Raw genomic sequence first — 12,916 nt, forward strand, 5'->3', positions numbered from 1 at the left:
CGAGGCCGACTACCTGGTGCTGTTCGCGCGCACCGATCCGCACAAGGACCCGGCGAAACCGCACCGGGGGATCAGCGCGTTCCTGATCGACAAGCAGCGCGGCGGGTTCCCGGAGGGGATCAGTGGGACGAAGATCCGCAAGATCGGGTATTTCGGGTGGAGCACGTGGGAGCTCTCGTTCAACGATTTTCGGGTGCCGGCCACGGCGATGCTCGGTGCGGAGGGCAAGGGTTTCTACCTGGCGGTGTCCGGTCTGGAGGTGGGGCGGGCGCATACCGCGGCCCGGGCGATCGGTCTGGCGCGGGGTGCGTTGGAGGATTCGATCGCGTATCTGCACACCCGCCGGCAGTTCGGGCACGAGTTGGCCGATTTTCAGCATCTGCGGTTCAAGATTGCGACGATGGCCGCCGACATCGAGGCGGCCCGGCAGTTGATGTATTCGGTGGCCACCGATATCGACACCGGCCGTCGGTGTTCGCTGGAGGCGTCGATGTGCAAGTTGGTGGCCACGGAGATGGCGGAGCGGGTGACGAGTGAGGCGGTGCAGATTCATGGCGGCGCCGGGTACACCACCGACTTCCAGGTCGAGCGGCATTGGCGGGATGCGCGGTTGACGAAGATCTTCGAGGGCACCAGCGAGATCCAGATGCGGATCATCTCCGACGAACTGCTGGGGAGGGCGGGCGAATGAGCACACTCACCACAAGTATCGCCGTCGGCGATCGCACTGTGAGCGACGCCCGGCGCGTCTCCGAACTCGGACTGTCGCTGCCGGAGGCGTCGTTGACGGGAATCGTCGTAGCGGGAGTACTCGCTCCGGCGACGACGTCCGGTGCCACACGCACCGGACTGCAATGGAATTCGCAGTCCACGGTAACGGGTGCCGACGTCGTCCACGTCRAGTCCGTCGTGACGCGCGTCGGACAGTCCGAGACCGGAGCCGTGTTCGATCGCCACGTGCGGCTCGTCGACGAGGCCGGGTCGATTCGCGAGGAGGGAATCGAGACGTGGCGTTCGCCCGAACCGTCCGACGTGCGATTCGATCCCGCTGTCGAYTTCTGCACACCCGCCTGGGGAGAGTGTCTCCGCGAATCCCTTTCCGCCGATACCGCCTTCGCGTCCTCGTTGTCGACGTGGGACGGTACCGTGGGTCTGCGGTGCACCGACTCCTCGGGCCGGGCCCGCGAACTGCAGCTGCGGATCTACCGCGGCACGATCATCGACGTCGCCCGCCGCGTCCCGGGTGGGGCAACGTTCACGCTCATCGCCCCGGCCGTCACCTGGGTCGACCTGGTGTTCGCCGAACGGAACGATTTCATGCGCCGCGCCATCAGCGGTGAATTCTCGTCCAGCGGTGTGGGGTACGAGTACCTGCGCCTCACCAAACCACTCGACATCATCATCGCCCATGCCCGCAGCGCCRCACGTGAGTGGCAAAGCGTGTCGGGGCACACTTTGCCACTCACGTGCGGAAGGGAGGCCCGGCCATGATCGAGGCCCGATACCTGGAGATCGACGGAGCGCTCGGCTTCGTCGAGATCATCACCCCCGACAATCAGCCGGCCACCGAGGCGCCCACCGTTCTGTGCCTGCACACCGCAGGCCAGAGCGGAGTCCAGTGGCGGCACGTCGCGTCCGAACTGGCAGGCCGGGGCTACCGGGTGATCGTCCCCGACCTTCCGGGGCACGGACGTTCCGAGCCCGCGGTCGACGGTCCCGTCACCAGCATCGTCGCCTTCGGAGACTGGCTCGGGAAGGTTCTCGATGCGCTCGCCGTCGAACGCCCCTTCGTCGTCGGGTGTTCCATCGGTGGCAAACTGACACTCGAACTCGCCACGCGGTCGTCGAGGCCGCTGGCCGGAGCGATTGCGATGGCAGCGGAGGCCGGTCCCGGCCGCGTCAACGTGGGAGGGTTGCGCCGCGAACTCGAGGATGTCGCCKGGCCCAGCCGCGCCGACCGCACCTACCTGGGCACGCTCGCCTCCGTCGGACATTCCGTGCCCGAGGCGAAGGCGCACCTGATCGCCACGATGCACAAGCGTGAGGACCCGGAGATCTCGTCGTCCGACCTGATCGGCTGGGGGACGCACGACGTGCGCGACCGGATCGCCGAGATCACCTGTCCTCTCAGGCTCGTCGCCGGCGCGCAGGACCCGTGGATCGAAGCCGGACGTGTCGAGCAGACCGTGTCGGCGCTCGACGCCGCCCGTCCCGGACTTGCGTCCTTCACCCTGCTCGAGGGCATCGGCCACTACCCCATGGAGGAGATCGACGACTTCGCCTCGATGGCGGACGACTGGTTGACCGAACTGCGTGCGGCGGTGGTGCTCTCGTGACGGCGCACGACACGGCGACGCGTCGTGACACACTCGCCTCGCTGCTCGACGAACTCGTGACCGCCGACCCGGGTGCCGCCGCAACCCTCGACGCCGTCGACGGCGAGCCGGTCGTCACCAGCCGCACCGAACTGCGAGCCCGCGTCGACGCCCTGAAGTCGGAACTCCTGCGCGTCGGCGTCCGGCGCGGTCAGTGTGTGGCCGTCCTGCTGCCGAACTGGTCGGACGCGATCGTGTGGCAACTCGCCGCGTCCGCTGTGGGTGCACACGTCATCGGCGTCAACACCCGCTACAACACGCACGAAATCGCACACATCCTCACCTCGGCGCGACCTGCGGTGGTGGCCGTGGCCGACCACTTCCACGGTCTCGACCTGTTCGGCCGACTCGAAGAGGCACAGCACTCCCTCGACCTCCCGGCACCGGCTGTTGCCGTCGTGTGCGGACCTCGAACGGAAAGCGCCGCTCCCGACCTGGCGCGATTCGACCTCGGCGGCGGTGCCTGGACAGCGGGCAGCGCGGACACCGGAACCGTCCAGGTGCCGGAGACACCCGACAGGGCAACCGTCACGGCTGCCGGCGAGCGGGCTGACCCGGACGACGTGCTCGCAGTCGCGTTCACGACGTCCGGATCCACCGGTGTCCCCAAACTCGCGGCCCACCGCGAATCGGCGGTGGTACGGCACGCGCGAGCCGACGCCGTCGTCCTCGGCGTCGAACCGGGCGACGTCACCCTGTGCGTCCTGCCGGTGTCCGGGGTATTCGGATACTCCACTGCTCTGGCCACTCTCGCGGGTGGCGGCACGCTGCTGATGGAACCCGTCTTCGACGCCGCGGCCACGCTGGCCCGCATGGAATCGGCGAAGGTGACGCACGTCGTCGGCGGTGACGATCTCTTCACCCGGCTCCACGACACGTGGCACGCGGGTAACCGCGCCGACCTGTCGTCGTTGAAACGCCTCGGGATCGCCGACTTCCTCGGCCGGTCGCACGAGGTCGCCGCGTGGGTGCGCGACGAATTCGACGCCGTCACCACGGGCGTCTTCGGGTCGTCCGAGGTGTTCGCCCTGATGCTCCTGTGGGATGCCGCGGACCCGGAATCCCTGCGCTGGAACGGTGGTGGGCGTCCGGTCGAACCCGGCATCGAGGTTCGCATCGTCGACCCGCTGGACGACTCCGTCCTTCCGGACGGTGAGCAGGGCGAGCTCCAGGTGCGCGGACCGAACGTCGTCGACGCCTACCTCGGCAATCCGGATGCGGCGGGTCGGGCGTTCACGAGGGACGGGTGGTTCCGCAGCGGCGACCTGGCCGTCGCGACCGGCGACGGCGGCTATACGTACGTGTGCCGGATGGGGGACGTCCTCCGGCTACGCGGATTCCTGGTGGACCCCGCCGAGATCGAGCACCGCCTGGCCGAACACGACGCCGTCCACCTGACGAAGGTCGTGGGCATCACCGGCTCCGGCGGATACACCGAGGCGGTGGCGTTCGTCGTCCCCACCGACGGTGCGTCGGCCGGCGCCGCCGAGCTCAAGGCATGGTGCGCAGAGTCGCTGGCGGCGTTCAAGGTTCCCGCCGCGGTGCACGTGATCGAGGAAATGCCGACCACCGTGGGCGGCAACGGAGCCAAGATCCGAGCGGTCGAACTGCGTGAATGGGCGCAGCGCTGGACCGATCACGAAAGGGATTTCCGCAGTGCCTGAAAATACGAATGCCCAGGCGGACGATGTCGTCGTCTGCGAGCCCCTGCGCACCCCCGTCGGCCGATACGGCGGTCAGTTCAAGGACGTACCCGCCGCCGACCTCGGCGCTCGGGTGGTGTCCGAACTGCTCGCCCGGAMGAAGGTCGATCCGGGCAGCGTCGACGACGTGATCTTCGGTCAGTGCTACCCGAACGGTGAGGCGCCTGCCATCGGCCGCGTCGTGGCCCTGGACGCGGGAATGCCGGTGACGGTTCCCGGTCAGCAACTCGACCGTCGTTGCGGATCCGGTCTGCAGGCGGTGCTCGACGCGGCGATGCGGGTGCAGACGGGGATCGCCGAACTGGTGATCGCCGGCGGCGTGGAATCGATGAGCCGCGCCGAGTACTACACCGAGTCGATGCGCTGGGGAGCCAACGGTGCGCCGGCAGCGCTCCACGACCGGCTCGCCCGCGGTCGTGTCACCGCAGGCGGACGCAATTATCCGGTGCCGGGCGGCATGCTCGAGACGGCGGAGAACCTGCGCCGCAAGTACGACATCAGCCGCCTCGAGCAGGACGAACTCGCAGTGAGTTCCCACCGGCGGGCGGTCGCCGCGATCGACTCGGGCAAGTTCGCCGAGGAGATCGTTCCGGTGGAAGTTCCCGTCCGCAAGGGCGATCCGCAGGTCGTCGACCGGGACGAGCACCCCCGAGCCGACACGACAATCGAGTCGCTCGCTCGGTTGCGGCCCATCATGGGCGGCACCGACCCCGACGCGACCGTCACCGCCGGCAACGCCAGTGGGCAGAACGACGGTGCGGCAGCATGCCTAGTCACCACCCGGGCGGAGGCGGAGCGTTTGGGGCTCCGGCCCCTCGCACGCCTGGTCACCTGGGCGGTCGCGGGAGTGGAGCCGTCCGAGATGGGTATCGGACCGGTGCCGTCCACCGAACGGGCCCTGAAACGCGCCGGGCTGACGCTCACCGACATCGACCTCATCGAACTGAACGAGGCCTTTGCGGCGCAGGCGCTGGCTGTCACGCGCGAATGGAATTTCGGTGCACAGGATTTCGACCGCACCAATGTCAACGGCTCGGGAATCTCGCTCGGGCATCCCGTCGGTGCGACCGGGGTGCGGATCCTGACTACACTGCTGCGCGAGATGGACCGTCGCGGAGCCCGTTACGGCCTCGAGACGATGTGCATCGGCGGTGGCCAGGGACTGACCGCGATCTTCGAGAGGGTCTGACCACTCAGCTGTCGAGAGCCCGAATCCAGTCGGTGAGCGCCCGCACAACCTGTGCGGGCGCTTCCGGCATGAGCGCATGGCTCGCATTCGGGATGACGGTCACGGTGACCAACTCGCCGAACCGATCAAGCAATTCGTTCTCCGTCTCGCGCGGACGGAACGGATCGAGAGCGGATTGCAGGTCCAGGATCGGCTGGTGCGCGACCTCCCACCACTCGTCCTTGGGTGTGGCGGCCGAGGCAGCGAGTTGCCGCTTCGACACCTCCGGATACCAGCCGGTCAGCCACTCGGCCGGATCGTTGCCGGGTGCGAAGAATCCGGCCTGCAGGTAGCCGATCCGCTCTGCCTCGGGCAGTGAGGAATCGGAGCATTTGACCGCCAGCGCCGTCAGCGCGGCTGGGTAGTTGCGGGCACCCGCCGCAGCCACGACGACCCCGCGCACCAGGTCGGGCCGGTCGGCGGCGAGCATCCGTGCGACGTAGTGCCCGAAGGCATGTCCGAGAACGACGGCCGCACCGTTGTCCTGTTCCTCGATCACTGCTCCGACGTCGGCGGCCAGGTCGTGCAACGTGATGTCCTCCAGCGGTCCCGTGCTCCGGCCGATGCCGCGCGGCTGGGGACGGCACACCCGGAAACCGTTCTGCGCGAGTCCCGCCGAGACGTCGTCGTAGTCGTATGACTCGCGGCCGAGGGAAGGCAGCAGGATTACCGACGGACCGCTGCCCTCGACGACCACTTCGATCACGGCCGTCGCGGTGTGCACGAACTCTGTCGTMCGCGCCGGTGATGTGCTCGGCATGATGTTTCCTCCACAAACGTCGATCCCCCGGGCGACACGATCTTTCGCGTCGCCCGGGGGAGGGTGGGTGTCTCAGTCCGCGGCGGGATCGAGCGCGAAGTCGTAGCTGACAACCTTACGCCCGGCGTCGTCGAGCTGCGGGTCGAGAAGGAGTTCGGGTTTGGTTGCGGTGGCGACGTCGTCGTCGATCCAGTCGCCGCCGGCGAAGTACAGCTGGGTGATGATCGGCTGCTTGCCCGGGGACGTCACCCGCAGGTGCAGGTGCGCCGGACGCCACGGGTGCCAGCCGGCCCCCTCGATGAACTGTCCGGTCGGGCCGTCGGTCGGGATCTGGTACGGGGCAGGCTCGATGGTGGTGATTTCGTACCGCCCGTCCGGGTCGGTGACGATGGTCCCACGCAGGTTCCATTCCGGCAGGTGCGGGGCGAACTGCGAGTAGTAACCCTCGTCGTCGGCGTGCCACAACTCGATGATCGCCCCGCCGAGGCCTGCCCCGTCGAGGTCGGTGACCCGGCCGCGGAGGACGAGGGCGGGGTGGGCCCGGTCCTCCTCGCGCATCGGCAGGGTGCACCGCGCGGGCAGTTCCGGTGCGCCGGGCACGTAGTACGGTCCCTCGATGCTGCCCTTGGTGCCCCGGAACCGGGTGGAGTTGACCTCCTCGATGTCGTGCTCGACGAACACGTCGAGCAGCAGCGGCCACTCGCCACCCTCACCGACATCGATGAGCCACTGCTTGAGGACCCGGTACTCCGGGTAGGTGACGGCGTGCTTGTGGATCAGGGCGCTCAGCCCGGCGAGCGCCTCGGTGGCGATCGCGGACAGGCGTTCCGGGGACGTGTCGGCGGTGAACCTTGCGCCCTTGAACTTGTCGGTGGCGGCGTTGCCGGAGCCGACCGCGGTGGGGCTGTCGATGGTGGTCATGGTTTCTCCTGGTCTGCGCGGTTAGCTGCGGCCGAAGTAGGACACGTCGTCGTTGCCGATCAGGTCGGGCACCGTCCACCCGTCCAGGTCGTACTCGGCCAGGCACTGCTCGGCCAGACCCTTCATCGAGCTGACCGTGCCCCGGTTCTCGGCGAACATCAGCAGTTCCGCCTTCACGCCCTCGTGGTTGCCGGCGTAGTTGCGCTCGTAGAGTTCGTGGCGGCCACCGAACTCGCTGCCGATCGAATCCCACAGCGCCTTCATGATCTTCACGCGCTCGACCGCGGTCATGCCCTCCGAGCCGCGGACGTACTTGTCCAGGTACGGGCGGACGTCGGGGCTCTTGAAGTCGGCGGACGAGGACGGCAGGTAGATCAGCCCGGACGCGACGTCCTGTTCGATGATCTCCTTGATCCGCGGGTAGCCCTGCTGCATGAACATCCGGTACGTCAGTCCGTACTCGAGCTTCGGGATGACGGTGTCACCCACCCACGGTTCCGGGTCGCGGACCATCGATTCGGTCAACGACCAGAACAGGTTCCGCCAGCCGATGACCTCACCGACGCGGGTCTGCACCCCGCGGAAGCCGCCCGCTCCGGTGGCGTCGAGGGCCTTCATCAACAGCCCGGCGATGAAATCCAGTTTCACCGCCAAGCGGGTGCAGCCCTGAAGGGTGAAGCGGGGCAGGAACCCGGACTGCGGGAAGAACGCGTTGATCTTGTCCACGTCGCCGTACATGAACACGTTCTCCCACGGCACCAGCACCTTGTCGAAGACGAAGATGGTGTCGTTCTCGTCCATCCGGCTCGACAGCGGGTAGTCGAACGGGGAGCCCATCACCGCGGCCTGCTGGGTGTAGGAGGTGCGGCAGATCAGCTTCACCCCCGGTGCGTCCATCGGCACGGTGCAGATCAGCGCGAATTGCTTCTTCTTGATCGGCAGGCCGTAGTGGGCGATGAAGTTGTAATTGGTGATCGCCGACCCGGTCGCCACGACCTTCGCACCGGAGACGATGAGGCCGGCGTCGGTTTCCTTCTCCACCTTCATGAACACGTCACCCACCTCGTCGGGCGGGAGCTGGCGGTCGACCGGCGGGTTGATGATCGCGTGATTCCAGTACAGAACCTTCTCCTGCGATTCCTTGTACCAGCGTTCGGCGTTGTCCTGGAACGGTGAATACAGTTCCTTGTTCGCGTGCAGGGTGCCGAGGAACGACGCCTTGTAATCGGGGCTCCGGCCCATCCACCCATACGTCATCCGCGCCCAGGTGGCGATCGCGTCACGATCCTTCAGCAGATCGTCGGAGTTCTTCGGCGCCCGGAAGAACGGCATCGTCACACCCCCGCTGCCGGTGTCCGTCGGGGTGGTCAGGGCGTCGACGTGCTCGCCGGTGTGCATCGCGTCGTAGAGGCGGGCGGTCATCCGGATCGGGTTACGGAACGCCGGATGCGTCGTGACATCCTTGACACGCTCGCCGTGCAGGTAGATCTCGCGGTCGTCACGCAGCGACTCGATGTACTCGTCGCCGGTCATCGGGCGGGTGGCGAAGTTGGCGGTCCGGTTCGCTTCACAGTCCGCGGCGACATTGACCTTCGTGCGGTCGACGTCGGTATCGGCGGCAGCTTCGGTGGTGGTCATGGTGTTCCCTTTCGGTCAGGATTACGAGGCAGCCTGGGCGAGCTGCAGGTGGAGTGGTGTGAACGACGCGGCGGCGTCGAACCATCCGCTGTGGGGGTCGTCGAGGCAGCCGTTCCACGCCGTGGTGCCCGACGCGGCACCGAGATCGTGGAAGGTGCTGCGGTAGAACAGCAGTGGGTCCTTGGTCTGGTCGACGGATGCATCGACGATCTCGCCGATGAAGATGATGTGGTCACCACCGTCGTAGGACGCCCAGGGCGAGCACGTGAGCGTCGCCGCGTTGCCGGACAGTGCGGGAGCGATGCCTGAGGAGTCCCACACCGGTTCCGTCCGTTGCGGTTTGCCGGCGAAATGCATGGCCGTGTCGAGCTGATCGGCGGCCAGAATGTTCACCGCGAACGGTGCATCACCGAGGTAGCTGCATGCCTTCGATTTCCGGGTCAACGTCACCTGGCACAGCCGCGGCTCGATCGAGACGGCGGTGAAGGCGGTGACGGTCGCGCCGTGCGGCTCGCCGGCGGCATTGGCGCACGTGATCACGGTGACGCCACTGGCGAACTGGCCGAAAATGTTACGCAGAGTGCGCTGGTCCATTTCTCCTGACCGCCTTTCTGCACGATTCGTGCGATAGCCCCCGCGATGAGGGACCTGCACAACGTATGACGGGCGTCACAGTCCGTCGATCCGCATTGCGAAGGCGCGATCCGGAACGCGAAACGGGTTTGCCGGACAGGTGTCGGACGCCCTTGCAGTGACGTGAGTCACAGGCGATGCTAGGGTCGGGAGTTGCCCATGCGCGGTCGTGGCGCGAGGTGAGAGGTCTGGACGTACGCATGCGAGGAGAGCTGGAAGGTCCCGGTTTCACCGACTGGGACGAGGTTCACGAGGTGGTTGCGGACGCGTACTTCCCTCACGAGCTGCGTCCGCTGTCGCGGGACACCGCGGCGCGATCGTCGCTGGAGTCCTCCCAGATGGGCGCGTCCAGGCTCGCCCGGATCGGTTTCGGGGCGCCCGTGTCGATCGAGTCCGACCATCCCGGTGCCTACGGCATCAACATCCCGCTGGCCGGCCGCATCGTCTCCGTCACCGGCGGCACGGAAGTGACCTCGACACCGGGGCTGGCCACCATCTGCCCGCCCGACACCCGGACCGTCATCACCAACTGGAGCAGTTCCTGCGAGATCATCGGGTTCAAGGTGGACAGGGACTACCTGCAGCGCGAAATGGACCGCGTGCTCGCACGGCCCGGGCAGGAGTTGCCGCGGCAACTCGACCTACGCACCGGCGCCGGCGCCGACTGGCTGAGGTTCGTCCGCTCCGTCGCCGACCAGGCGTTGCGCGACAGCGTTCTCCTGCACAGCGATCAGGTGTCGCAACAACTGTGTGGAGCATTGACCACGGCGCTCGTGCTCACCGCGATGCCGGACGACGACACGGGTGCCGCGGGAATCCGGCCGCGCATCGTCAAGCGGGTCATCGACGCGATCCAGCAGGACCCGGCCCGCCCGTGGAGCGCGGGGGAGATGGCCGAACTCGTCGGCGTGAGCGTCCGGCGCATGCAGCAGGGGTTCCGAGAATACGTGGGCATGACACCGATGGAGTACCTCGTCGACGTGCGCCTCGAGCGTGTCCACGCAGACCTCACCGGAAGCGATTCCTGCGCAACTGTTTCCGAAGTCGCGACACGCTGGGGGATCATGCACACCGGCAGATTCGCCGCCGCCTACCGCCGCAAGTACGGCGTGACGCCGTCCGAGTCACTGCGCGATCGCGGGCTCTGATCGGTTCGGTGGCGAGGCTCGGTCGGAAGCGTGTCCAAAGGATCGCTGGCGACAGCTACGTTGCATCGTGGGCTTGGCTTCCAGCGTCAGGTATCTCTTTATGAGTCTTGCTTGCAACGGTTCTGGCGTACTGAATTTTGTTTGTCCTCCGGCGGGGGTGCATGTCCACGCGCCTGCCGGCTCTGAGCGGCTCGTGTATGTCGCGGTGTCGAAGCGGTAAGGCCGTCGGGTTTCGCGTCCGAAACTTGTCGGACCCCCGCGATACTATTCGCACATGAGTTCGACTGGGGGGTCGGTGGGTAGCGGGGTGGCGGAGCATCTGTTGAATGTCGCTGCCGCTGTCGACGAGCTGCTCGATGCCGGGCTGGCCGAGTTGTCGGACTCCGAGCTCGTCGAGGTGATGCGCGGAATGGAGCAGTGCCTTCGCCGTGCGGAGTCGGTCTCACACCGATTGGTCGTGGAGAGCGTGGAACGTTCGGTCCCGGCGAGTCTGGGGTATACCTCGCCGAAGAAACTCCTGATCGACGTGCTCCGGATCTCGGGCGCGGACGCGTCCGCCCGCGTCACCGCCGCCCGCGAGCTCGGGGTGTGGCACACTCTCGCTGGCGTTCCGATGCCACCGGTGTTGCCGGAAACCGCTGCGGCACAGAGCGACGGTGACATCGGCACGGATCATGTGCGGGCGATCGCGAAGGTGATGCGCAAGATTCCCCACGCCGTCGACAACGACGCGGTGGCCGACGCCGAGGCCGTACTGGCCACGTTGGCGAGGAGCGGAACCCCGGAGGATGTGGAGCAGGCGGGGCATCGGCTGCTGGCATACCTGAATCCGGACGGGAACCTTGGCGACGACCGCGACCGGAAACGCCGACGGGGCATCTCGATCGGCCGGCAGGACACCGAACTGATGTCGAGAATCTCCGGTGAACTCGACCCCGTCGCGCGGGCGATGCTCGATCCGATCCTCGCAAAATGGGCGCGGCCCGGAATGAACAATCCGGACGATCCCGACTCACCGGCCGGTGACGGCGAAGACCCGTCGATCGATCGTGACCTGTTGGCGGCGGCGGCCGCCCGCGATACCCGCACCGCAGCGCAGCGCAATCACGACGCCTTCAGCGCAGTGTTCCGGGCGCTGCTCGAGTCGGGGGTGCTCGGCCGGCACCGGGGTCTACCGGCCACAGTGATCGTCACGATGACACTCGAGCAGTTGGAGCAGGCGGTCGGGGGCCTGGCCACGACAGCCACAGGTGGGGTGCTCCCCATCGCGGACGCATTGGCGCTGGCCGAGGAGGCGCATCCGGTGCTCGCGCTGTTCGACCATGCGGGTCGTCCACTGCACCTGGGGCGGCGGCGTCGTCTGGCCAGCGCCGATCAGCGGCTCGCCCTGATCTCCTCGGACGGGGGTTGCACCCGGCCGGGGTGTTCGGCGCCGGCGAGTCTGTGTGCGGTGCACCATGTCACCGACTGGCACAAGGGCGGACACACCGACATCGAGGGTCTCGCCCTGGTCTGCGACGCCTGCCACGCTCAGGTCAACGACGGTCCGGCCGGGTGGGCGACGAGGTCCGCGCCCCATCACTCCGCATACGCGGGCCGAACCGAATGGATCCCGCCACCACACATCGACCCCACCCGAAGACCCCGCATCAACCACCGACATCACCCCGGTGAGTTGATCGAGGATGCGCGAGGAGAGGCTCGGGCGCCGTGATAACACGCTGTCAGCTACCCCGGACCCCGGGATGGTTCGTCGGCTCGTGTCCGCACCGACGGGTTCGTAGCGTGCCCATAGGAGAACGCCGCGGGATGGTTCGTCGGCTTCCTGCCACCCGACCGCTCGACAGAGGACCGTCAGCGCCAACGGTGGTTCGACGAAGCAAGACTGCCCGCGACGCCCAACGCTGCCTCGAGAGGCAGGTCACCAAGACGCTCTACGGACCACGCGTCGCGACGAAACTTGCCGCCTCCGCGCGTCCAGGAATCCCTCTGAGGGTGTCCCGATTTGCGCCCTGGGATGACGATCGTCACCAGACGGGCCAACGGGACGGTGCTGGTGTTGTCCCAGTCGGCGGGAGGAGCGTCAGCGCGCCTGAGCAGCGCGCGGTTTGCTCGCATGGGGTGGATCACCCACGCAACTACACCGCGGCACACGGAGGCTGTGAAGTCCGCACGAAAATTCGGAATTAGTGTCCCGGGGGATGTCGAGCACCCGCGCTTGACTGTGATCCAGTGACCGCAACACGGCTCTACGCCGAACCCGCAGCATTTCGGCCTCCCGGAAACCGCCTAATGAGGACCCGCCCGCACGCAAGCCGCGCTCTCTGCGGGGACTCACACAGTCCCGCAGTAGTGGTCGTTCGTTACTGGGATGTCGGACTGGGAGACCCCGACGTTGGTCACAGTCGGCGCATACCGCGGAGAAGCTGCACGAGTGAGAGTGAAGAGCCGAGGCCAACACGGAGTTTGGGGTGAACAGGGCTGATATTGGCAATGACGGCGTATCGGAC

General features: G+C 67.2%; 11 protein-coding genes. 7 read left to right on the forward strand and 4 right to left on the reverse strand.

Annotation, left to right across the window (positions count from 1 at the left end):
* The 5 genes from AC1D1G_RS31790 to AC1D1G_RS31810 all read left to right on the forward strand — a co-directional run.
* The coding region (locus tag AC1D1G_RS31790; protein WP_477955178.1) for an acyl-CoA dehydrogenase family protein at positions 1 to 691 on the forward strand (691 nt) is incomplete at its 5' end.
* Entirely contained in the window at positions 688 to 1,491 is an 804-nt protein-coding gene (locus tag AC1D1G_RS31795) for a hypothetical protein (protein WP_477955179.1), read from the forward strand. The genes AC1D1G_RS31790 and AC1D1G_RS31795, both read left to right, overlap by 4 nt.
* On the forward strand, positions 1,488 to 2,336 hold the full coding sequence (locus tag AC1D1G_RS31800) for an alpha/beta fold hydrolase (RefSeq protein WP_477955181.1): 849 nt from the start codon (positions 1,488 to 1,490) through the stop codon (positions 2,334 to 2,336). Before AC1D1G_RS31795 ends, AC1D1G_RS31800 begins: the two co-directional genes overlap by 4 nt.
* Complete coding sequence (locus tag AC1D1G_RS31805) at positions 2,333 to 4,039, forward strand: AMP-binding protein (RefSeq protein ID WP_477955183.1); 1,707 nt, start codon at positions 2,333 to 2,335, stop codon at positions 4,037 to 4,039. The genes AC1D1G_RS31800 and AC1D1G_RS31805 overlap by 4 nt, the downstream gene beginning before the upstream one ends.
* Entirely contained in the window at positions 4,032 to 5,267 is a 1,236-nt protein-coding gene (locus AC1D1G_RS31810) for an acetyl-CoA C-acetyltransferase (protein ID WP_477955185.1), read from the forward strand. The genes AC1D1G_RS31805 and AC1D1G_RS31810 overlap by 8 nt, the downstream gene beginning before the upstream one ends.
* A gap of 4 nt (positions 5,268 to 5,271) precedes the next feature.
* Here the strand turns inward: AC1D1G_RS31810 and AC1D1G_RS31815 are convergent, their stop codons facing one another.
* The 4 genes from AC1D1G_RS31815 to AC1D1G_RS31830 form a co-directional block, all read right to left on the reverse strand.
* Positions 5,272 to 6,066 carry an alpha/beta fold hydrolase gene (locus AC1D1G_RS31815; protein ID WP_283333720.1) on the reverse strand — a complete coding sequence of 265 codons (795 nt, stop codon included), beginning with the start codon at positions 6,064 to 6,066 and terminating at the stop codon, positions 5,272 to 5,274.
* A 72-nt stretch (positions 6,067 to 6,138) separates the two neighbouring features.
* Positions 6,139 to 6,987 (reverse strand): catechol 1,2-dioxygenase, encoded by an 849-nt coding sequence (gene catA, locus AC1D1G_RS31820; protein ID WP_283333721.1) that lies wholly within the window; start codon positions 6,985 to 6,987, stop codon positions 6,139 to 6,141.
* A gap of 21 nt (positions 6,988 to 7,008) precedes the next feature.
* The gene (locus tag AC1D1G_RS31825) at positions 7,009 to 8,625 is read right to left on the reverse strand and encodes a 4-hydroxyphenylacetate 3-hydroxylase family protein (RefSeq protein WP_280780570.1); all 1,617 of its coding nucleotides are present in this window, start codon (positions 8,623 to 8,625) and stop codon (positions 7,009 to 7,011) included.
* 21 nt (positions 8,626 to 8,646) lie between these two features.
* Entirely contained in the window at positions 8,647 to 9,219 is a 573-nt protein-coding gene (locus AC1D1G_RS31830) for a flavin reductase family protein (RefSeq protein ID WP_280780569.1), read from the reverse strand.
* A gap of 239 nt (positions 9,220 to 9,458) precedes the next feature.
* On the opposite strand from AC1D1G_RS31830, the gene AC1D1G_RS31835 reads away from it, so the two are divergent.
* Positions 9,459 to 10,406 (forward strand): AraC family transcriptional regulator, encoded by a 948-nt coding sequence (locus AC1D1G_RS31835; RefSeq protein ID WP_283333722.1) that lies wholly within the window; start codon positions 9,459 to 9,461, stop codon positions 10,404 to 10,406.
* 274 nt (positions 10,407 to 10,680) lie between these two features.
* Entirely contained in the window at positions 10,681 to 12,120 is a 1,440-nt protein-coding gene (locus AC1D1G_RS31840) for an HNH endonuclease signature motif containing protein (protein ID WP_477955187.1), read from the forward strand.
* Positions 12,121 to 12,916 lie beyond the last annotated feature (796 nt).

This window comes from Rhodococcus sp. P3_B8 (assembly GCF_056402775.1).